Origin of the sequence: Acidilobus sp. 7A, from assembly GCF_003431325.1 — an archaeon.
GTDB lineage: Archaea > Thermoproteota > Thermoprotei_A > Sulfolobales > Acidilobaceae > Acidilobus.
On record NZ_CP010515.1, the window covers coordinates 504,264 to 524,735 of the forward strand.

Genomic DNA, 20,472 nt, shown 5'->3' on the forward strand with positions numbered 1-20,472 from the left:
AGCGCGTTTCAACGTACCCTAGAGGCCCCCTTTGCGCTATAGTAAGGCCTTAACGCTTTAGCCGCTCATTAGCTGCTAGTCAAACGGCTTAGCTATGTAAATGTTATTGTCATTCTTTATGACCCTCGCCTTGAGCCTTGCACCTAATGAGACTCTAGCGCCAACTATAGAGAACACCCTGTAGCAGTCAGGGTCCACCCCGAGAACCTCGCCCTTCAACCAACCGTTGGCGACTACCAACAGGTTAACAGTCTCACCCACTTTGAATGGCCTCTCAACCCTTGGCCTCCTCGTAAATCCAACTTCCTCCGCAGAGGGCGTCAGCCTGTAGCCAATTTCCAGCTCAACCTTCTTAAGATAGTTGTAAAACTCGCGCCAGGTCCACGGCCTCACCCGCGGTGGTCTACGGCCATACTTGTGCTCCTCATATTTCTGCGCGAGGACCCCGGTGGGCCACCCGCTCCTGACCCCCAGGCCGAGCTCTTTAGCAAGCCTTGCTATCTTAGCCAGCTCGCCCTCATTATAGCCAGGCACTATAACGGGCGTCAGGATAACGTCAAGATTGGTCTCCTCCATGAGCTCCTTCACAACTTTTATTATCCTATCGACGTCATACCACTGGACGCCTGCCAGCCTCCTCGCAAGGTTGGAGTCAAGGGCATCTATGCTAAGGTTTATCCTATCCAGGCCCGCCTCGTAGAGCCTCTTGCCGAGCTCCACTGAAAGCGAGCCGCCATGCGTCTCAATGGCAACTCTTCGTATGCCCTTCTTGCTCTTAAGCAGCCTGATGAGATCAAGAATCTTTGGATTTGTCAGGGGCTCCCCGACCCCGTCTATAAGCGCCTCAACATCGCCGCCTTTGGCCTCCGCCACGCTTCCGGCCCACTCAGCCAGCCACTCAACGTCGCTTACTATGTACTCTGAGGCCCTGCGCCGTGAGCTGGGCCCAGCGTCAACGCTGCAGAATATGCAGTCGTGAAAGCAGAGCGTTGAAGGCCTTACCTGAATCACGTTAGAGCCTCTCTCTATGACTCCGAAGGCTATGTGTCCCATCATAGGGAAGCTTTTGAAAATTTTATAAGTGGTTCTCCCATAAACCCTAGGCCCCTCTACTATAGAATCTGCGCACCCAAACATGGGCTCACCTAGCGACCACTTTAAGCTTTCTAACCGCGTAGAGGGGCCTTGTGATGCCTACGCCCTCAAGCAGCTCGCACAGCTTGCAGAGGGCCTTGCCGTTCGCTGTGGGCTCCCCGCACCTGACGCACCTGCCCAAGCCGCTCTTAGGCGTGACCTTAGACGCCAGGGGCTCAAGCAACCTATCTAGGGACTCCATGAAGGCCAGCAGCGAGCCGGGGTGCTCACTCTCATACTTGTAGAGCTCTCTTCTCACCTTAGCCCTCAGGGTGGGAAGCTGGTAAATGTAGGGGCACTCGGTCTCCTGAATGTGGTAACCTTTTAACATGGTGAACGTGGCTGTCTCCCACTCGTATATCTTTCTTAGGGGCTTGATTCTCCTGATGAGCATAGGATCCTTGACAAGCTCAGCTAGCGGGTGCTGTCTCAGCAGGCTCTGGAGGTCGCCCCTCAATATGTTTATGACCGCGGTCTGGCTCTCGTCGTCAAGGTTATGTGCAGTGGCAAGCTTATTGACGCCGAGCTCCCTGGCGTAGTAGTTCATTATCCTCCTCCTTGATATGCCGCAGTACGTGCAGGCGCTTATCCTGCTTGAGGCATCCCTAGCCTTAGCCATTATCTCGTCAACGCTAAAGCCCACATACTCCTTGATTGAAGTTACTATTACGTCAACTCCAAGCTCCTTGGCAGTCTTAACTAGGTATCCTGCGTCCTCCTCTTTGTTGTAGCCATGTATGCCTTCAACTATGTTAAGCCCTATAAGCCTGTCAGGCTTGTATATTCTGCTCATGACGTCAAGTAGCGTGTAGCCGTCCTTGCCGCCGCTCAGGGCGAGCAGCACGACGTCGCCTGGCTCTATCATGCGCCACCTCTCGACCTCGCGCTTAACCCTCGCCGTTATATCATCAAAGAAGCACTCTGAGCACAGGGCCTTGCCACTGTGTGGCTGAAACACTGCCGCTGGCCTCATGCCGCACCTGTCGCAGAGCCTCTGCAAGGGGCTTCCTTTTCAGACCTAGCTATGAGGTTCTTATACGGCTTTTCATAAAAGGCAATAAAGTTTTGCAGACACAAAGAAGACGAAGCTATGCTAAGTCAAGAGCCGTCAGCGGCCGTGTTAGTGCTTCTATGGGGCTCGCCGCCCCATGTACTGCTGGAGAGAAAAAGCTGCAGCGTGGCTTCTCGATTTGCCTGCGACGTCGCGCTTCCAGGGGGCCGTATTAAGAATGGCGAGACGCCTGAGGAGGCGGCCCTCAGGGAGGCCTGGGAGGAGGCCTGGGTTTGTCCATCAATGGTGAGGGTCCTGGGCAGGCTTGGAGTCTTCAGCACAGTGTCGGAGCCGAAAATATATACCATGGCTATTCTTGCGGAGCCTTGGGGACCTATAGACGTTGCACCAAGGGATCCTGAGGTTGACGCGGTTTTCTGGGTTAACTTAGAGCACGTAAAGAAGCTCTCAACAGTTCTTCACAGGGGGAGGCAGGTTCAGGGTGTTAAGCTAGGCAAGGACCTGGTAGTTTGGGGGCTCACGCTTAGGATACTCACGAGTCTCGGCGAGGAGATGGCAACGAGGTCAGTGAAGGACTTTAAGGGTACTTAACCTTAAGCGTAGAGGCTATGACCTTATAAATATCATCTAAGTTCTGAGGTAGCTTAAGGGTCCTCAGAGTCCTGTTGCGTAGCCTCACAAACTCGACCTGCGCTGGGATCAGGTAATCCTCGTCTAGGCGGAGCAGTGAGTAGGATGAGAGGAGGGAGGAGAGCTGACCAACAGCGTCCAAGTTCATTGGGTCAGCCTCTAGCTCCTTCAGCAAGTCAAGCATCTTGCTTGCGAAGGCCTTAGGTATCTCATGATCAACCTTTAAGCTGCTGCTAGAAACCCACTTGCTAAGCTCATAGAGTAAGGACGTGTTAAGCGGGCTCTCGGCCAGCAGCTGAAGTATAGACCTCTCAACGAAGTACTCAACCAGGTGCTCAAAGGTCCTCGGGTAGTCCATGCCTAGCAGCCTGACATACTGCATGAGAGGCATATAGTTATCATAGAGCACGTCAAACTGGTGCGAGAGGTCTACAATGGCGCTCTCCATTACGTGGTTCAGGATAACCCTCTGCTCATCCTTCAGCGACCGCTGAGGGTCTATGAAGCCCTCCCCAAACAGGGAGCTTAGCCTGTTGACGAGCTCTGGCATCATGCCCTTTGAGAACAGCTCATTCATATCCTTCTCAAGGGATTCGTACTCCTGCATCGACGATACAATCTTCGCTCCGCCGAAGACGTCGTACCAGCCGTAATAGGCCGCTGCAAACATGACGTGGTAATAGGACCACGTGACCTTGGATATAAACGTAGCGACGCCGCTGACAGCCCTGAATCTGCCGAGCCTGAGCGGCGTGAACTTCTCTATTACGACCCTATAGGAGTAAAAGTCCGTCTCCTGCTTAAGGGGCTCAAAGAGCAATCTCATGGCTAGCATAGCTGCCATCCTCTCGGGTGTAACGGCCGCGCTCGCAGCGTATCTCAAGTAAATGTCCTTTCCGGAGCCCGCCGAGGGAACGTTAGATTTGGCCTCATCTAGAATCTCGAGCACCTTCGGCTCCAGGTCGCTGCCTGTGAGCGAGCGGAGCAGCTCGAGGGTCCTCCTCATATGAAGCATGGACTGGATGGGCTCAGGCCTGAGTATGTCCTCAAAGAACCACGCGTCACTTGACTGCATGAGCAGGGCTTGCCTCATCATCTCAAGAAGCGTTAAGGACTTAATCTTAGGGTCCTCCTCGTGAGTCTTCAGGTGCTTCCTTAGAAACTCCGACATGACCTCCTCGGAGGAACCCTCGGAGAGAGCAGAGCCATAGTCAAGGAGGGCCCTCTTCGGGTCCACGAAAAGCTCGCTGCCTGTTTTAAGGAACGTGTTAAGGGCCTCCAGGGCAACATAGTCAACAGCGTTCCTGAGCGGCGTCCTCCACGCCTGCGTCCAACCAGGCCTTATGTCAGAGCCGCAGCCGCAGTTGCTTCTCCACCTCTCAACGCCGTGCGGGCAGCTCCATGAGGTGTTCTCAGCCACCTCAACCTCAAGCTCAGGCGGGGATGTCTTTGAGAAGTACTCGCCGAGGTTAGTTAATGATATGCCGTACCCAGGAGCTAACGAGAACGCTCTGGCGAGTTCGATCTCCCCCCTCTTCTTGTGATGTCCAAAGGTCTCGCCGTCGACGGCTATGGTTACCAGCTGGGGCCTGTTTGAGTTGCTATCATAAGCCTCAAGGGCCCTCCTTAGCAGTAGCTCGCCGCTCTTCAGCGCGTCGCCAAAAGCTATGAGCCCTGAGAGCCACTTGTTGTAAAGTATAACGCCTATTTCCTTGCCAGAGGGCAGCACCGCCTTGTACGTGACCCTGGCGTCAACGGTGTGCTCATCAACGGCCTTTTTACTTCCACCTGGCCCTATGACGTTCTTGACCTGGTTAGGGCCCAGCAGGACAAACTTTATGCCATAGTCGCTGAGCAGCTCGAGCGTGACATTATCAACAGCCGCCTCTGGCAGCCAGAAGCCCTCGGGCTCGCGCTCAAAGTACTTTTCGAAGTACCTTATTCCCCACGCTATTGCCGTTTCTCTGTACTCCCTGCTCGACAGAGGCAATATTATGTGGGCGTAGGGCTGGGCTATGGCGTTACCGTGGCCAGACCGAGCTGCAACGCTCTCCTTGTCCGCCTCAACAATAGCGTTAAGGACGCTGGGGTAGTTCTTGGCAAGGTACTCAAGCAGGAGGGGGCCAAAGCTGAAGGTGAGGTAGAGGTAGTTATTGAAAAAGTCCTCCACGAGCCCATGATCATCCTCTAGCTTTGCCCTGGAGTTGCTCTCGTAGCACTCCTTGGTTATGCGGTCGTTCCAGTCATGATAAGGCTTAACGGACGGATCGTAGTCTATCTCCCCCGTCCATGGGTTGAACCTAGGGGGCTGGTAGAAGTGCCCAAAGACCGCTAGGTACTTGTTATCAGGGCTCACACCATTGTCCATAGGCTTTCATAAGTTATAGCGGGGTCGACGCTTATAAGTGCGTCTAATAATCCACCGCAGGAATTGATGGAGAGTCCTTTTATACAACTAAAGTTCGTCCGCAACTAGAGACTTAGCTGTTTGCACGTTTCAGCTTCAGGGTAACGAGCCCATCGATGTACAGCGATATTATCAGCGTGTAGCCAAGAGCATGTGCTAATGAGGTGGGGCTGTTGCATGGTTGGTGTTTAGTGGTTGAGTTTATAAGCCATAGTTTTGTTTTTAATTATTATTGATGCCAGTGCCTTCGGAGAGGCTACTGAGGTCTAAGGAGGTCAGCGAGTACAGGCCAAGGGGCTACATAACAGTTGACGTTAATGAGAACTCTGAGGCCGTCCTCATTGACGGCGTCGTCTACCTCCTCGAGACGGACCTGAGCGAGGTGACCCTTGGCTATTATTACAGGAGGAAGAGGGTCCAGGAGAAATATGATGAGGTCTACGACCCATGCAGCAGGCCCGCTAGGAGGATATTCAAGAGGCTGAGTAACAATGAGAGGGTCCTCAAGAGGGAGATAAGGTGGAAGCTGGCCGCCCTAATTGTCAGGGAGGCAGCAAAAAGGCAGGCTGTCATAGTTCTTGAGAGGCTGCAGGGAGCCCGTCAACCACATGATTGAACACGTCAAGGACCCCAGCTCGGGCACAGAATTTTCCAGGCTGCGTTCAAAGGAATGCAGACGACCATTGAGGAGAAGGCAAGGGGGTATGAAGTTCCAGTCATTTACATTGACCCCAGGAACACGTCAAGGGCTTGCCCTATACACGGTGCCGAGATGATATACGGTAAGGACAGGCGCGGCACCTGCTCTAAGGGAGAGGAGACGTGGCACAGGAATGTAGTCGCCTGCTATAACCTCCTCCTGAGGGCCCTCGGCGGCGATGGGGGCGCTGCCCCAAGCCGCCTGAGGGCCTTGGCCACCGTAGATAGGGGCCCCGCGCCGCTGGTCTTGACGACCGCCCATGAGCCCACGCCGATTGCTTATGAGGCGTGGGTAAGGTGGGGTCCCTAGGTGCATCAAATGATCATAGACAAACAGGAATGAGCATCTAGGGGCAAACGGTTTAATAAGAGGGACATCATGCCTCAAGAGGTTGTGGAGTGGTAGCATGAAGCCCTCAAGAGACGATTATAAGACAGTTTTCCTGGTCCTTCTTCCATACCTTCTGTTTTACCTCTCGTTTAGGGTGTTCTCAACATACTTCCTCTACTCTATGGCTATCTCAACCTTCATTATGGCCCTCTCAGCACTTGCCCTCTTCCCCTCAATAAAGGGGCTTTACACCATTTCTGCGAAGGTTGCTATGGCCATACCGTTTGCAGGGCTTGCCTACCTTCTGTTTTACCTGGGCTGGGTTGGCACAGTTTATCTAGGTCTATCAAAGGGCGTCTACTTCATCTACGACATAGTCCCGCGCCAGGCCTTCTCGCTGTTAGCGCTTATGATTATAGGGCTCTCAGAGGAGCCCTACTGGAGGGGCTTTATACAGAAGGTCGTTGTTAAGGACAGGCTGAAGCTGAGTTGGCCCGTGGCGGCGCTCTTCTACGGCATAGTTCACATAGTTACGGGCGACCTTGTCCTGCCCCTAGCGGCCTTCGTCTTCGGCCTCGTAATGTCATGGGCTGCCGAGAGGTATGGTCTCCTGACGTCAAGCGTGGCCCACGTGCTTTGGCTTTACATTATACTTTACCTAGTCCCTGTCGTCAGGTTACCGTTACCTTAGAGCTATGTCCTTACCTGATGCCCTGGCCCTAAGCACTCTGTACGTCGGGGTTACGCTCCTCGGGTGGTTCGCTTTAACAACGTCAACGCGGGCGGAGCTGGTGTGGCGTGGCGCCGACCTCAGGCTCTCCGGGTCCTTGCGGGCCAGCTCCTCCGCCTCCTTAAGCCTCTCAACATACCTATCAATGTTCTCCTTGGTCTCAGACTCTGTGAACTCAAACATGAGCGCCTCCTTAACTATCAACGGGAAGTACATAGTTGGAGCGTATAGGCCTGCGTCAAGAAGGTACTTACTCACGTCCTCAGCCGAGACCCCGGTCTCGTTGAGGAGGGGCTCGGCACTCAGCACGGCCTCGTGCTTCCTCGGCCTCCCCTTGGCGTAAGGCATTGAGAACAGTTTCGTCTCCCTCAGAACCCTTGATATAAAGTAGTTAGTGTTAAGGGTCGCCACCTCACCAGCAGTCCTAAGGCCCTGAGGTCCAAGGGAGAGTATGTAGACGTAGGCCCAGACCAGCTGGGGTATGTTGCCAAGGAAAGGCCTTATGGAGCCAGGGCTCCTAGGGCCCCTCCACATAACTCTGTACACGTTGCTATCCTTGTCATAGTAAACGACAGGGCCCGGCAGCACGTCGCTCAACTTGACGCCGCTAGTAATCTCGCGGTCCTTTATGCACACGGGGCCTGCCCCTGGCCCTCCGCCTCCATGTGGTGTTGAGAACGTCTTATGCAAGTTGAGGTGAGCGACGTCAAAGCCCATGTCGCCGGGCCTCGCGCGACCCATTATCCCGTTAAGGTTGGCCCCATCGTAGTACAGGAGCCCGTCGACAGCATGGACGTCCCTCGCAACGTCTAGTATCCTCTCCTCAAAGAGCCCCAGGGTCGACGGGTTCGTCAACATGAGGCCGGCCGTCTGCGGCCCAAGGGCTGCCCTGAAGGCCTCATAGTCCATGTTGCCATCCTCGGCTGTCGGGATCTCGACGACCTTGAAGCCCCCCATGGCAGCGCTGGCTGGGTTGGTGCCGTGGGCGGAGTCAGGCACTATTATCTCCTTCTTTACGGCGTCCTGTCCCTTGACGACGTGGTATGCCCTTATGATAGCGACGCCCGTGAACTCGCCCTGGGCCCCAGCCGCTGGCGCCAGGGTGCAGACGTCCATGCCAGTTATAGCTTTAAGCCACTCCTGGAGCTCATAGAGCATCCTAAGCAGACCCTGGATCCTCTCCTCAGGCATCAGGGGGTGGAGCTGCTCAAGCCTCCAGTCAAAGCCGTACTTAAGGCCTATGCGTGGGTTGTACTTCATTGTGCAGCTGCCCAGCGGCACGGGGCCGCTATCAACGCCATATGACATCTCTGAGAGCCTTGTGAAGTGCCTGACGACCTCGACCTCGCTGACCTCTGGCAGCTCAGGCTCCCTGTCCCTTGCAAGCTCCTTTGGAATTGCAGGGTCGCCGAGCGTTCTCTTAAAGTCATCGCTTAGTCCTGAGAAGACGAGCCCCCTTCTGCCGCGGCTCAGCTCATATATCAGGGGCTCACCCCACCTTGCCTGCTCAAAGGTCAATGTGAGTCCACCTCCATCATGGAGCTCACTAGCTCCTCTATGTTGTTCTTGCTGTGCAGCTCGCTGAAGCTCAGAAGCCCCCACCTCTCACTGGCCCAGCTCACGTAGCTGGACAGAGGGAGGCCAGCCATGATGCCTTTATCGAACAGTCTAAGCCAGACATCTCTGTAAGGGGCCCTGGTCTCGACTATGAAGTCCTCAAAGAACTCGCCTGAGAGCGGCAGCTTATACCCAGCCTTTGTGAGGAGCTGCGCCGCGTAGTGAGCTCTGTGCCATATGGCCTCTGCTAACTCTTTAATGCCCTTAGGGCCGAGGAGCGACAGGTAAACGGCAGCAGCTATCGCGTTGAGGGCGGCGTTCGTAGTTATGTTGCTGGTGGCCTTTGACCTCCTTATGTGCTGTTCCCTTGTCTGGAGTATCATCGTGAACGCGCGGGAGCTGCCGTCCTTAGTAGTCGTGAGCCCTATTATCCTGCCTGGCATTTGCTTTATCAGCTGGCCGTCCCACTTGACAGCGAATATGCCAAGCGTTGAGCCCCCTGCGTAAACGCCAAGGCCGAGGGGCTGCCCCTCGCCAACAGCTATATCAGCGTCGAGCTCCCCAGGCGGCTTATAGAGGCCAGCCGTGATCGGGTCAAGGCCTACTACGAAGAGGGCCCCAGCGTCATGTGAGACCTCCGCTAAGCCTCTAGCGTTAAGGTCTACTATTCCGGTGAACGTGTAGGGAAGCTCCATGTAAACGGCCGATGCACCGCCGTTGCTGAGCTTCTCCTTGACGTCCTCCAGGTTCGCGTACCCAGTGCTTCTGTCGGTGGCGTAGAACTCAATCTCTATGTCCTGCGGCCACGCATAAACCTTGAGAGTCGAGAGGTGGAAGGGGTTTATTACGTCGGGCACTAGGACGCGCTTGATACCCTTGACTCTAACTGCCATCAGCGCGGCCTCGCCGAGGGCACTTGCCCAGTCATACATGCTTGAGTTGACGACGTCCATCTCAAGCAGGTCTGCCATGAGGCTCTGATACTCAAACAGGGCCTGCTGGAGCCCCTGGCTGACCTCAGCCTGATAGGGGGTGTAGGCCGTGAGGAACTCGCCGCGTCTTACGATTTCTGTCACTACGGGAGGCACGTAATGAGGCCTCACGCCTCCCCCAGCAAAAGGCGGAATCCTAAGCTGCGTGACGTTTCCTAGTCTATCCTCCACTATTGCAGAGACCTCAACCTCGCTGAGGGGTCTGCCAGCGCCTATAGGTAAGGAGTTCCACCTGTGCTCGTCTAGGAAGAGTTCCCTCGGTATGTCGGAGTAAAGCTCATCTGTGCTCTTCGCGCCAATAATCGTTAACATCTCTTCAACGAAGCTCCTTGAGGAGTTAGGCATCCATGGGTAGCTCAAAGTTCAGCCCGGGTCGTCTAGGACTTCGTCATTTTTAAGCTTGAGAATGAGGGTCTTAAATGACTGCAAGTGGCGCAGTGCAACAGCTCTAGCTTTCCAAGGACCTTATTCTGCTCGCGGACCTCCTCTGAAGAATATACGCTACTATAACGACAATAGTCAGCAGGGCTGCTGAGACAGCGTAGTAAAGGCCTCTGCTAAAGCCACTCCTTGGGCTAATGTTGAGCGAGACTAACACGTACATAGCGGAAGACCATGTTAGAGGCGATGTAGTGGGGAGAGGTAGCCCACTTTTGGGGTCTACGGCCTCAGGAAGGAGGCCATGCTGGGAGTGCGCGTATGCCCAGCTTAAGGCGCTCATTGCGCCGCTGTAGTTGCCGCTCTCTGAGTAGTAAAGGCCTAGGAACAGCGTAGTTATAACCCAGGGTGGCATTGGGCCGCTGCTGTCAAAGAGGTACTCATTATAGTGATAATTGTCACCATAGAACCGCGCAAGTCCTCCAACGCTAGGATTCCAGAGGGACTTAAGGACAGACTTAACGTCGCTGCTAACAGCATAGCCTGGCCACGCGCTCAGGTTAAGCGCGAGGGGAAGAATGGAAGAGGAGCTCAGCAGAGGCGCTTGCGGCGTTAACACTAGCTCTGAGCCGTTTTGGGTGAAGAGAACCTCACTAGTCATATCCGAGTAAAAGGCGGTGCCGTTCCAGAAGTACTTGATAATGCTTTCCTTAAGCAGCGACGCTGCCTTAATGGCAGGACTTGTATTGTAGCCAAGGTAGGACAGCAGGTAAGCCGCGTCCACGAGGCCGAGGTAGTTGAAGGCCTGTGTCCAGAAGTGATATCCAAGACGGTCCTCCCAGACGCTGAGGTCCTCTGGCACTAGGTGAAGCTTAGACCCAAGTATCCAGGAGACCTGGGCGCTGACACTCTTATTGAGCAGGGGCAGGGCCTCCTCAAGGAACGTCACGTTATGGGTCAGCATGAAGTACTGGTATATGCCGACCTCAACTATGCCGACGCTGTCAAGCTCAGGTATTCCGAACGAGCTGTCGGGCGCCCCGGTGTAGAAGTTGTAACGGGTGTACCACACGCCGTTGCCGTACTGCGGCGCCTTAAGGAGCCACAGCCAGTACTTGAGAGCGCTGTCAAGGTGCCCTGACTTCTGTAGCGCCATTGCGGCGAAGGACGAGTCCCTGACCCAGCTGTAGAGGTATATAGGGCTTGGAGACGCCGCGAATGTTCCAAGGTAAGGGTTCTGGTCGTCCTTTAAGACAAGCAGGGAGAGGTAGTACTCGCTCGCCAAGGCCTGGGAACTGAGGCCTAGGGGCCTCCTTGAGCTCATAAGCCATTCGTCTACCCTTACCGCGTTATAATTGATGAGGTCCCCTACGTTAGGGTTGCACGTTGAGTTAAGCGAGAGCTCAACATAGCTCTGGCCCTTTGGCAGGCTTATACTTATGACGGTGTAGTTAGGCCTGCTAACGTAAGAGACAGAGCCATTAGTGCACAAGTAAACTCTGAGGTTGTAGGCGCTCATATAGGTCACAACGCCGTTCTGCGCTTGAGTTACGGTGGCGCCAGCCGATATGTTGACATATGCATTAAGCTGCTTCTCCGCGGCCACCAAGCTCAAGAGCTTAGTCGTTCCAGGCGGGGCGAGGGTCTGGAGCTCATAGCCACTATCGCTGTATATAACTACAGTGTTGTTTAGGCCTAGAAAGGCCCGACGGGAGAACCCAGCGTTAAAGGTCAGCTCTATTGGAAGGAGCCCCACAGGGCCTAGGTAGAAGTTAGTTATCATAGGCTCCGTGTCAACAAGGCCGTCAAGTGACGCGTTCTCTATAGGTATACCTGTCATCACTAGGAAGCTGTCGTTGACCCAGTTGCTTAGCATCAGAAAGGACGGTGAGAGGTTAGCTTGGGATGGGCCTGACCCCAGCGCAAGCGCATGCTGAGTTAAGAGGGGTCCTGCGGCGCCGATAATCATCAGCGTCGCTATAATGGCTGCCACAATGTGACGCGTAAGCGTTGCCGCCCCCTCCTTAGGCGCGGGCCTCTGCAACTTTAACTCTGACGCGCCCTTCAAGGCCTGCATATTATGGTAGGTACCTTGAGTTGTAAAGCTGCTAGCAGCTCGCAGGCCCTTAAAGACACCCCCGCAAAGAGCTCTTATTACTGACAGCCCTTGGTGGCCTGGCTGCAGGCCCTGCATAATCTCTGCTTCACCCTCGCTTTACACCTTAAGCTATGGGGCCTCTACTACCTGTACGATGCCACCACTTAACCTAAAGGGGTAAACCTTGACAGGACCTCATTTAGAGGACCGATGAGGGAACTCTTGCCCCTTTTAAGGGGGCTCTAGGCTAGTAGTCGCCAGGAGAGGTGTCATGAGCGACCAAATTATAGATCTCCTGGGCCTGTTTAAAGAGCACGGCCCTCTCTCAGCAGGGGACGTCTCCCAGAGGCTTAACATTCCTAAGTATAAGGCTCTTGCCGTCGTGTCGTGCCTGAGCAGCCTCGGCCTCCTGGAGCCGCTTTACGTGAAGGGGAGCTACAAGATCTACAAAATAAGCGCGCTTGGCGAGCAGTTCCTTGAGAAGGCGCTGAAGGCCGGCAGCGCCAGCGATGCCTTCGGGGGGCTTTTGCTGTCACAACAGGGCAAGCAGGAAGTCACGACATAAAAGCGCTTAGCGCTAGCAGGCTTAGAGGTCTGTAGCTTCGCGTGGATCCCTTGTTTCGTTGCAACGTTTAAGAGGTCTGGATGAAAGACGGCCTTCCCTTAAGGTTTACTATAGGCATCGCTGCCCAGCCAGGCCTACTCCTGTCGCTTAACTCCACCCTCTCACCAGTTTCGTCAACTTTTAGTAAAACATATTTATATTTTAGCTCCTCGTCGTTGAACCTTGAGCGGAAGAAGTATATTATGGGTATGCCGTAGAATTTGTAGTAATCCCTATAGGTAGTCTGAATAAAGTAGTACATATAGCCGTTCTCAACATACCTGTAAATTGGCATTACAATGGAGTATGAGACCATGCTTGACGCAAGCCTGGCTATATCTGGGAGCGAGCTCACTTCAACAACATAGGCCTTGGGTACCTCTTCCAGAGATCATCACCTTAGCGTTCAAAGGAAATAAGCGTTTTAAGCGTTTTAACGTGGTTAAAACATGTGCGGGGGTGCCCGAGCCTGGCCAAAGGGGACGGGCTTAGAACCCGTTGGCGTAGGCCTGCGTGGGTTCGAAGCCCACCCCCCGCACCTTCGATTAACTTATTAAATCAGCATCTCAAGTGCTTGGCAAGGAATCCTTTCCAGCGCGCTAAGGCGGTGCGCGATACCATGGAGCGACGCGCAAAGGGCTTAGCGGAAAACCCCTGGCGTTTGGCGAGACTCTGACCTCCTCCCCGCCCTAAAGGGCTAGGCTTTCAGTTGTAACGCCTCTATGTAACTACTAGTTATTTTTAATTATCTCTAAATATTGTTTTGATAAATTATGTTTATATAGCGTTACCGAGGCAGTTTTCATTGGCGACTCCCCACCTGATGACGGGCGCCGCTCAACGAGGGTGGGAGTGATAAAAGGCGTGGATAAGAGGGTAGCGGCGTCTCCCTCGACTAGCCCCGGCGACTTAAGGGTGCCCGCGTGTGATCCCTTAAGAGGGGTGCCCGCGGCGGAACTAGGTTAAAAGTTAAGGAAAAGTCACGCCACGGGTAAACACAGCGCGGGTTCTACTACACAAAGATAGGAAGCAGCTTTGTACACGTCCCCCGCAGGAGGTTGAGAGCCGCTAATTTCGTGAGCGTAAGGTTCACTTGGACTTGGCGGAGCTTAGCGCCTTGATCTTATGGAGCGCAGTTGACCACGCCCTGTCGCTTACCCTGATGCCGCTCTTCTCGAGCCCCTCCTTAACTCTGTTTAGGAACTCTTCATAGCTTAGCGACTCCCTGGCGGTGCCCAAGTCAACGTTAATGATCTTCCTAGAGGTGGGCTCTAGGACCCTTATAACGTCGCTCACCTGACCCTTCCTGCTGTACCTGTAAACGTCAAGCTCCCTGAAACCGAGGAGTTCAAGTAACGCCTTATAGTACGTGAACTGCGACCCCCTGCTCACTTTCGCTTTCCCCTTCACTACCGCGGGACCCCTCCCTTATATAAAAGGCTTCTAGAGGTTGGTGAGCGACACGAAGGTGAGCGTAAGCCTAGAGTTCATGGTGACTGTTATCAGGTCCCTAGGGAAGAACTACGTGACCCCCAGGGACGTAAGTGCAGCCATGGGCGTCTCAACGAGGACCGCTGGAAAGATACTGAGGGCGCTGGAGAGCCAGGGCCTCGTAGTTAGGTACTCTAACAGGGCGTACCGCGTGCTCCATGAGTCACTGGGACCTGAGGGTGAAGACCATGCGCCTCCTCTCATAGTCAGGTACCCTGAGGACCCTCCCATCCCTTACTAGCTCCGCCAGGGCCCTCCGCAGCGGCCTTCTATCACCAGTCCATGAAAGCTTCAAGGCCAGCTCCTCAAAGGTGAGCCCCCTCGTGTCAAGGGCTGAGAGTACCCTGGCCTTAAGGTCCTCCTCGCTCAAGCCTTACCCTAACTGATGTTTAAAAAGAGGAGAAGTTAAGAGCTTTATGGCCTGAGGTTCCTGTTCTCCTCCCTGAGGACGTCAGCTATTATATCGACGGCCTTCATCATGAGCTCGTCACTTATCACTAGCGGCGGAGCTATCCTGATTGTGGACATGCCAGAGCCAATGACTACAACGCCGCGCTTGAACGACTTCTCTAGCACGTTAGCGAGCTCCTTGGTTGCGGGCTCCTTGGTGCGCCTGTCCCTGACGAGCTCAACCCCTATCATGAGGCCCTTGCCGCGGACGTCACCTATTATCTCGAGCTCCTCCTTGAGGTCATTGAAGTACTTGAGGACCTCCCCGCCAAGCTTAGTGGCGTGGTCGAGCAGGTTCTCCTCCTTAATGACGTCTATTACGGCGCTCATGGCGGCCGTCGCTATGGGGTTGCCGCCGAACGTGTTGGCGTGGCTCCCCCTGGTAAGCGCGGAGGCGACGTCGCCGCGGGTCACCACAGCCCCCAGTGGAAGGCCGCCGCCTACTGCCTTGGCCAAAGCCATTATGTCGGGCTTCACGTTCCAGTGCTCTATGGCGAACCACTTGCCGCTCCTGCCCATCCCGGCCTGCACCTCATCGTCTATCAGGAGTATCCCGTGCTTGTCGGCGAGCCTCCTCAGGCCCGGCAGGAAGTTGTCAGGCGGAACCACGTAGCCTCCCTCGCCCTGGATCGGCTCAACAATTATGCCAGCGACCTCGCTCGGGTCCACGAGCTTTGCGAATATCCAGTCCTCAAGGTAACCTAGGACGGCCTCGCCGCACTCCTTGGGGTCGTCGGTCCTGAACGCGCAGCGGTATGGGTACGGGTATGGCACGTGTACGACTCCAGGCATTAGGGGGCCGAAGCCCTTCCTGTAGTGTGCCTTGCTGGCAGTGAGCGAGAGGGAGCCCATGGTCCTCCCGTGGAAGGCCCCAAGGAATGCTATGAAGTACTGCCTCGAGCCGCCGTAGAAGTACCTGGCGAACTTGAGCGAGCCCTCTATACTCTCGGTGCCGCTGTTGGTGAAGAACACCTTGCCGTTGTCTACAGGTGATATGCCTAGGAGCTTCTCAGCGGCAGTCACAGCGCTCTCGTAGTAGAAGTCAGTTAGGGAGTAGTGTTGGAGCCTCTCAGCCTGCTCCTTTATAGCCTTAACCACCTTGGGGTGGCTGTGGCCCACGTTCATGACTGCTATGCCAGCGTTGAGATCTATGTACTTGTTGCCGTCGACGTCCTCCACTACGGCCCCGTGACCCTCCTTAACCACTAGGGGCACCCACCTCACGTAGGACTGCACAAGTACCTTAGAGTCCCTCTCAATGACGCTTCTGGCCACAGGCCCTGGCGGCTCAACCCTTATCAGGGGAGCCTCTGACACCCTTGTCACCAAAAAGTTAAGAGCCTCAGAGGTTTTTGTGTCTAAGGCGAGCTAATCTTGCCAAAATACGAGTTTGAACTTATAGAGGAGTATTTTTTAGAAGGCGAACACAGGTATAGGTTAAAAGTTAAGGGAAGCAACTTAATAATTAACGTTGCAGCTAGCAGTTTAGAGGAGGCGGCATCTAAGGCTGCCGGAATCCTTGAGCAGACGAACGCCGCAGCGTTTATAAACGCCAACAAGGAGGGGTCCAGGAGTTAGCCTGGGTCATGCGTCAGGATGGAGGGCCCTTCCTGTTGTTAATCTCTGTGTTGCTCTCTATGGACCTGTTGGGCCATATCTGGGAATCCGTTATTACGGCCCCATCGCCAATTACTACGTTGTTGCCTATGAAGCTGTTGACTATCTTTACGCTGCTGCCTATAGAGACGTGCCTCCCTATAATGCTTGACTCAACCGTGGAGTCAGCGCCAACTACGCTTCTGTCCATTACTATTGAGTTGGTTACCTTAGCCCCTGACCTGACAATAACGTAGTTGTCAACTATGGAGTCAACAATGGCTGCCCCATCCTCTATAGAGACGTGCCTCCCTATGAGGACGTGCCCCCTGAGCTCTATCCTCTTCTGGGCGGACCTCTCAATCAGGTCCACGTGGTCCTTCTTAGACCTTGAGCTGAAGCCCATCATGTATATCGTGTCATGGTAAACTGTTGAGACCCCTAACCTCTCTGGCGGCAACGCCTGGAGCAGGTAGAAGGAGGCCTTAATGAAGCTCTCAAGGGTGCCCACGTCGAACCAGTAGCCGTCAAGCGGGTATCCAACTATCTTGTAGCCCTTAGCTATGAGGTACGGTATTACGTCCCTTCCAAAGTCACCTCTGCCCTGCTTTATGAGGGAGCTGAACTCGTCGGACCTGAGAAACTTGACCATGTCGTGGGAGAGCACGTAGACGCCCGTGTTAGCCATGTTTGACGGTGCCTTCTCGGGATTCGCGGGCTTCTCCACGAAGGTCTCAATTGTCCAGTCCTTTCCAAGCTTTGCTAGGCCGAGCTGCCTCAGCGCCTCCCTGTCGTCAACCCTCTTAAGTGCTATGGTCATGAAGGCTTCATGAGCATCGTGGAGCTTCGACATGCTGCCCAGGTCAAGGCTTACAACGGTGTCGCCCTGAACAACCAGCAGGTCATCATTTATGTCGTAGTAATCCGCCAGCAGGGCAACGGAGTGGGCGTTGCCTATGCTCACTACGTTTGGCTGGTACCTAAGCTTTAGCACGAGCCTTCTGCCATCAGGGGTCCGCAGGGAGAATCTCTCCCCCAGGTGATCATAAAGGTCCTTGTAGTTGTAGTAGCCGCTGACTCCCAGGAAGACCTCGCTTATGCCCTGAAGAGCCAACTCTTCCATAATAAGGTCTATCAGGAACCTGTTGAGGAACCTGACCATAGGCTTTGAGGTGTCAACCGTAAGCGGGTAAAGCCTAGTGCCGAGGCCGCCGATAGGTATCGCCGTCTTCTTAATCTCAGCTATCCTGCCCACCACTTATTTCCTTCGCCATTCAGGACTTATAAAAATACCACTAAAGAGGCTATTCTACTCATTTGTTTATGGAGCTAAGTGCACGCGCTCATGAGGTGCCTAGCTCTCTCAGCGTCCAAGCCGAACAGGTCCTGTAGCCATTTATTGATATAGTAGTTGGTTTCAGCTGCGTTAACTACTTCCTTCGGCAGGCTCTGTTCAGCCTGCAGGAGCTCCCCTACGCTGCACGCTGTTCCTATAACATTCCCAGCCTTATCCCTGAAGTTAAAGCAGAGGTCGCCTGGCAGCTTAACTCTAAGCAGCGCGCAGGGGCTTCTTCTGAGCCCCTCCTTTAACTTGAGGCCGAGGAGCTCCAGCGCGTAGCTGTACGTGAGGAAGGAGTCGTAGGGGTCACCCAGATAGCTGAAGTATGCGTGAACTTCCCCCTCTCCCCCAGGCTTCGTGGCCATGTAGTAGAAGTGGTCGCTTATCGACATTATTCTCCAGGCCCTTAAGTAGTCGCCCCCCAGGGCCTTAGCAAAGTAGTAGTATCTCCTGAGTGTGTCAAAGGCCTTTCTCTGCATTCCGTTGCCCAGCCAGGCGCTCAGGTCCCTCTCGTCGGCCCAGCTTATCGTTGACCACGGGGGTACGTCGAAGTAATCCTTGGCCTCAAGGTTTAGGGCCTCGGAGGCCTTGAGAAACTTGACCCCTTTCCTGCTCAGCTCTATTGGAAGCCATCTCAGGAACTCATGGATGCCTGACTCAGGCCAGTGATGCTCTCCGAAGGTCTCATAGTCAAGGGCGACAACTACAAGGTCTCCTGGGCTCGCGGCCACCCAGGAAGCGTACTTGTCTGCCGTCAGAGGGTAGCCCACCCATTGCCTGTTGCTGAACCTGAAGCCAATGTCGTCACTGAGCCTGTAGTTCCTCAGTAGAACCTTAACGTCGCAGAGCGGGTTACGGTAGACGTAGTTAGGTGAGCGCCATCCCAAGAGGCCGTCCACGCCCTCGGTTATGACGCCCTTAAAGCCCATGTTGCACAGGGCACAGCCAATGTCGTTGTTGTATATAAACTCCGTGTTCTCAGCGATGGAGGGGTTGACTCCAAACGTCTCCTTCACGAGCTCCACCTGGGCCTTGACCTGCTCCATGAACTCGCCCCTGTCAACGAACCATGCCAGGGAGTGGTAGTAGGTCTGGACTGCCAGCTCCAGGGACCCCCTCTCAACCATCTTTCTCATTAAATCAACTACATCAGGGTGCTCAGCCCTTAACCTCTCCAGCAGGACGCCGCTGATGCTCATAGTAACCTTAAAGTCGCTTACCTTGTCAAGCGCCTCGTACAGTATCCTCGTGGCGGTCCTGTAGGTCTTGGAGACTACGCGTGAGAGTATCTCCGAGTTGCCCTGAGAGTCTAACGCGCTATCAAAGTCCTGTGGTAAGTTAGATGGCGAGTAGTAGGAGAGCCTCTTAAGCCTCAGGGGCTGGTGGAGCTCAAAGAAGAGAACAACGCTGGACGTCATGTGGTTATCGCCTTGTAGTAGGCCATCTGCCTGGCCTTGTCATAGCATGAGAGCAGCTGCGCCGCTGCAGACTTGGGCCTGAACCTGTTGTTAACATCGTTGATCGCGAACTCCCTGATGTAGGAGTCCAGGGTTGGCTCACTCTGCGCCATTGACCTCAGCCTCTCAATGGGTATGCGCTCAACGTCGTGGTCCCACATTATGTGGGTCATGGACTCCATTGCTAAGCCAAGCTCGTGGGGGTCCTCGGGCCTAACCAAAAGGCCGTCCCCTTTCCCTGACCTTACGTCAACAACTATTTCCTTAAGGCCTCCTACGGCTGTCGCTATCACAGGGGTCCCAAGGGAGAGGCTCTCGGCTGCGACAAGCCCGAATGGCTCCCATCTAGACGGCGCTAGCATTGACGTGGAGAGCCTTACAAGGGCCCTGTAGACCTCGTTGGGTAGCCTGTTAGCGGATATAATCACCCTACCCCTCCTCTCCTCTGCAAGCCTTCTGACGTACTGCTCGTACCCATAGTCGCCGACAGGTATGCCGAGCACCACAAGGGACGCCGAGGGCGCATAGTCAAGGGCCCTTATGGCCAGGTCTATTCCTTTCTGAGACGTCAGCCTGCCTGCGATAAGGAAAGGCGCCAGCCTCTTATCTATGTCATCTGTCCAGGAGCCCGGCCTTATGTACTTATCTATAATCTCAAAGAGCACCTGATGATCAATAGTGCCATAGCTTGACTTTATCCACCTCTCGACCTCCTCGAGGCTCCAGTCCGTGGCATTATAGACAACGCAGGACTTGCTGCCTATCCAGTCCCCATACTTCCTCTTCAGCTCCTCATTCAAGTAGGAGTAGCTGACTGTCTGCAGTGTATCAGCCTCAATGACGCCGAAGGCCTCTACGTTGCCCCCAACCGAGTCCCAGGCATTCCTATTGCTCACAGGCTCGTGCCTGTAAACCTTCCAGACCAGGTGGGGGCTATCATCAAGGCCTGCCCAGTCCGACGAGGCGTAGTGCCAGGGGAAGCTTGGGGAGCCGCTCAGATGTATCGTGTAAAGGAGGGGAATGGCGTATCCCCTCTTCTCAAACTCGTCCCTAAGCGCTACGCCAGCCAGCACCGTGTGCCAGTCATTCATGTGAATTATGTCAGGTTGGACCTCTGTCCACGAGAACGCCCTCACGGCCCTCGCTAGTAAGGCCGCCTTCTCCTCAACATAAGAGTAGGGGCTCCACGAGTCAAAGACCACGCCTGTTGAATAGTCAAGGCCCTTGAAAAGCACAACCCTGAAGTTATCTATGAAGGCTTCCTCAGCCCCTAGGCAGTAATCGTATTTATTGCCATCGACGCCCCTCCGGCTGCCGCACGCTGCAAAGTCAAGCGGCTTCAGCCCGTATCTCGCCCTCGTCCCAAGGTCAAGGTGTCTTCCGTGCGATGGCATCAGCACTGTGACCTCTATGCCCTCCTGGCTGAGGGACTTAGCGTAAAGGTACACCGCCTCACCAAGGCCGCCAAGCTTCACTATAGGGGCTAGTTCAAACGTCAGCATCCAGACCCTCTTTATCGACCTTGGCGCTATAAGCCCTCTGTGAGCCAAGCCCTTCCGCCTTGTAT

The 20,472-nt window shown here is 54.5% G+C and carries 19 protein-coding genes and 1 tRNA gene; 7 read left to right on the forward strand and 13 right to left on the reverse strand.

All coding sequences use genetic code 11. The features are described 5' to 3' along the window. Nucleotides 1–75: 75 nt before the first annotated feature. Nucleotides 76–1,056: a radical SAM protein gene (locus tag SE86_RS02560; protein ID WP_211096683.1), complete on the reverse strand. Its 981-nt coding sequence runs from the start codon at nucleotides 1,054–1,056 to the stop codon at nucleotides 76–78. An 85-nt stretch (nucleotides 1,057–1,141) separates the two neighbouring features. Then, complete coding sequence (locus SE86_RS02565; RefSeq protein WP_117354154.1) at nucleotides 1,142–2,134, reverse strand: TIGR00269 family protein; 993 nt, start codon at nucleotides 2,132–2,134, stop codon at nucleotides 1,142–1,144. Nucleotides 2,135–2,224: 90 nt separating this feature from the next. Here SE86_RS02565 and SE86_RS02570 point away from each other — a divergent pair, with 90 nt between their 5' ends. After that, complete coding sequence (locus tag SE86_RS02570) at nucleotides 2,225–2,737, forward strand: CoA pyrophosphatase (protein ID WP_117354155.1); 513 nt, start codon at nucleotides 2,225–2,227, stop codon at nucleotides 2,735–2,737. On the opposite strand, the gene SE86_RS02575 is transcribed toward SE86_RS02570, so the two are convergent. Continuing rightward, on the reverse strand, nucleotides 2,724–5,132 hold the full coding sequence (locus SE86_RS02575) for a DUF3536 domain-containing protein (RefSeq protein WP_158543086.1): 2,409 nt from the start codon (nucleotides 5,130–5,132) through the stop codon (nucleotides 2,724–2,726). The genes SE86_RS02570 and SE86_RS02575 overlap by 14 nt on opposite strands. Nucleotides 5,133–5,424: 292 nt before the next feature. Between SE86_RS02575 and SE86_RS02580 the strand changes: the two genes are divergently transcribed. The 3 genes from SE86_RS02580 (at nucleotide 5,425) to SE86_RS02590 (ending at nucleotide 6,904) form a co-directional block, all read left to right on the forward strand. Beyond that, complete coding sequence (locus SE86_RS02580; protein ID WP_211096685.1) at nucleotides 5,425–5,799, forward strand: transposase; 375 nt, start codon at nucleotides 5,425–5,427, stop codon at nucleotides 5,797–5,799. 54 nt (nucleotides 5,800–5,853) lie between these two features. Further along, entirely contained in the window at nucleotides 5,854–6,192 is a 339-nt protein-coding gene (locus SE86_RS02585; RefSeq protein WP_117354158.1) for a zinc ribbon domain-containing protein, read from the forward strand. A 97-nt stretch (nucleotides 6,193–6,289) separates the two neighbouring features. Next, nucleotides 6,290–6,904: a CPBP family intramembrane glutamic endopeptidase gene (locus SE86_RS02590; RefSeq protein WP_117354159.1), complete on the forward strand. Its 615-nt coding sequence runs from the start codon at nucleotides 6,290–6,292 to the stop codon at nucleotides 6,902–6,904. Here the strand turns inward: SE86_RS02590 and gcvPB are convergent. The 3 genes from gcvPB to SE86_RS02605 all read right to left on the reverse strand — a co-directional run bounded on the left by gcvPB (nucleotide 6,896) and on the right by SE86_RS02605 (nucleotide 11,938). Then, a complete protein-coding gene (gene gcvPB / locus SE86_RS02595) occupies nucleotides 6,896–8,461 on the reverse strand; it encodes an aminomethyl-transferring glycine dehydrogenase subunit GcvPB (protein ID WP_117354160.1) in 1,566 nt (521 codons plus the stop codon). The two genes, SE86_RS02590 and gcvPB, sit on opposite strands and share 9 nt — an antisense overlap. Next, on the reverse strand, nucleotides 8,458–9,837 hold the full coding sequence (gcvPA, locus tag SE86_RS02600; RefSeq protein ID WP_117354161.1) for an aminomethyl-transferring glycine dehydrogenase subunit GcvPA: 1,380 nt from the start codon (nucleotides 9,835–9,837) through the stop codon (nucleotides 8,458–8,460). The genes gcvPB and gcvPA overlap by 4 nt, the downstream gene beginning before the upstream one ends. A gap of 103 nt (nucleotides 9,838–9,940) precedes the next feature. After that, on the reverse strand, nucleotides 9,941–11,938 hold the full coding sequence (locus SE86_RS02605; protein ID WP_158543087.1) for a glycoside hydrolase family 15 protein: 1,998 nt from the start codon (nucleotides 11,936–11,938) through the stop codon (nucleotides 9,941–9,943). Between the two features lie 301 nt (nucleotides 11,939–12,239). Here SE86_RS02605 and SE86_RS02610 point away from each other — a divergent pair, with 301 nt between their 5' ends. Beyond that, nucleotides 12,240–12,533: a hypothetical protein gene (locus SE86_RS02610; RefSeq protein ID WP_211096687.1), complete on the forward strand. Its 294-nt coding sequence runs from the start codon at nucleotides 12,240–12,242 to the stop codon at nucleotides 12,531–12,533. A gap of 67 nt (nucleotides 12,534–12,600) precedes the next feature. Here SE86_RS02610 and SE86_RS02615 read toward each other — a convergent pair whose 3' ends face one another. After that, nucleotides 12,601–12,927 carry a hypothetical protein gene (locus tag SE86_RS02615; RefSeq protein WP_211096688.1) on the reverse strand — a complete coding sequence of 109 codons (327 nt, stop codon included), beginning with the start codon at nucleotides 12,925–12,927 and terminating at the stop codon, nucleotides 12,601–12,603. Between the two features lie 98 nt (nucleotides 12,928–13,025). Between SE86_RS02615 and SE86_RS02620 the strand changes: the two genes are divergently transcribed. Further along, nucleotides 13,026–13,110, forward strand: a tRNA-Leu gene (locus SE86_RS02620). Nucleotides 13,111–13,661: 551 nt separating this feature from the next. Here the strand turns inward: SE86_RS02620 and SE86_RS02630 are convergent. The 3 genes from SE86_RS02630 to SE86_RS02640 all read right to left on the reverse strand — a co-directional run bounded on the left by SE86_RS02630 (nucleotide 13,662) and on the right by SE86_RS02640 (nucleotide 15,839). Then, nucleotides 13,662–13,964, reverse strand: a complete 303-nt coding sequence (locus SE86_RS02630; RefSeq protein ID WP_117354163.1) for a hypothetical protein — start codon at nucleotides 13,962–13,964, stop codon at nucleotides 13,662–13,664. 262 nt (nucleotides 13,965–14,226) lie between these two features. Beyond that, nucleotides 14,227–14,433 carry a hypothetical protein gene (locus SE86_RS07885; RefSeq protein ID WP_148666753.1) on the reverse strand — a complete coding sequence of 69 codons (207 nt, stop codon included), beginning with the start codon at nucleotides 14,431–14,433 and terminating at the stop codon, nucleotides 14,227–14,229. Nucleotides 14,434–14,477: 44 nt separating this feature from the next. Continuing rightward, nucleotides 14,478–15,839 (reverse strand): acetyl ornithine aminotransferase family protein, encoded by a 1,362-nt coding sequence (locus tag SE86_RS02640; protein WP_117355070.1) that lies wholly within the window; start codon nucleotides 15,837–15,839, stop codon nucleotides 14,478–14,480. 48 nt (nucleotides 15,840–15,887) lie between these two features. Here SE86_RS02640 and SE86_RS02645 point away from each other — a divergent pair, with 48 nt between their 5' ends. Further along, complete coding sequence (locus tag SE86_RS02645) at nucleotides 15,888–16,091, forward strand: hypothetical protein (RefSeq protein WP_117354165.1); 204 nt, start codon at nucleotides 15,888–15,890, stop codon at nucleotides 16,089–16,091. A 13-nt stretch (nucleotides 16,092–16,104) separates the two neighbouring features. On the opposite strand, the gene SE86_RS02650 is transcribed toward SE86_RS02645, so the two are convergent. From SE86_RS02650 to SE86_RS02660, 3 genes are all read right to left on the reverse strand, one after another. Beyond that, on the reverse strand, nucleotides 16,105–17,364 hold the full coding sequence (locus tag SE86_RS02650) for an NDP-sugar synthase (RefSeq protein WP_117355071.1): 1,260 nt from the start codon (nucleotides 17,362–17,364) through the stop codon (nucleotides 16,105–16,107). A gap of 74 nt (nucleotides 17,365–17,438) precedes the next feature. Then, a complete protein-coding gene (locus SE86_RS02655; RefSeq protein WP_117354166.1) occupies nucleotides 17,439–18,866 on the reverse strand; it encodes a glycoside hydrolase family 57 protein in 1,428 nt (475 codons plus the stop codon). Next, nucleotides 18,863–20,455 (reverse strand): glycogen/starch synthase, encoded by a 1,593-nt coding sequence (locus tag SE86_RS02660; protein WP_211096690.1) that lies wholly within the window; start codon nucleotides 20,453–20,455, stop codon nucleotides 18,863–18,865. The genes SE86_RS02655 and SE86_RS02660 overlap by 4 nt, the downstream gene beginning before the upstream one ends. Nucleotides 20,456–20,472: the final 17 nt, after the last annotated feature.

Bases quoted from the DNA above. Each gene is read 5' to 3' on its own strand.
- SE86_RS02590 (WP_117354159.1), top strand. From the start codon at position 6,290: ATGAAGCCCTCAAGAGACGATTATAAGACAGTTTTCCTGGTCCTTCTT.
- SE86_RS02655 (WP_117354166.1), bottom strand. From the start codon at position 18,866: ATGACGTCCAGCGTTGTTCTCTTCTTTGAGCTCCACCAGCCCCTGAGG.
- gcvPA (WP_117354161.1), bottom strand. From the start codon at position 9,837: ATGCCTAACTCCTCAAGGAGCTTCGTTGAAGAGATGTTAACGATTATT.
- SE86_RS02585 (WP_117354158.1), top strand. From the start codon at position 5,854: ATGCAGACGACCATTGAGGAGAAGGCAAGGGGGTATGAAGTTCCAGTC.
- SE86_RS02610 (WP_211096687.1), top strand. From the start codon at position 12,240: ATGAGCGACCAAATTATAGATCTCCTGGGCCTGTTTAAAGAGCACGGC.
- SE86_RS02560 (WP_211096683.1), bottom strand. From the start codon at position 1,056: ATGATGGGACACATAGCCTTCGGAGTCATAGAGAGAGGCTCTAACGTG.
- SE86_RS02570 (WP_117354155.1), top strand. From the start codon at position 2,225: ATGCTAAGTCAAGAGCCGTCAGCGGCCGTGTTAGTGCTTCTATGGGGC.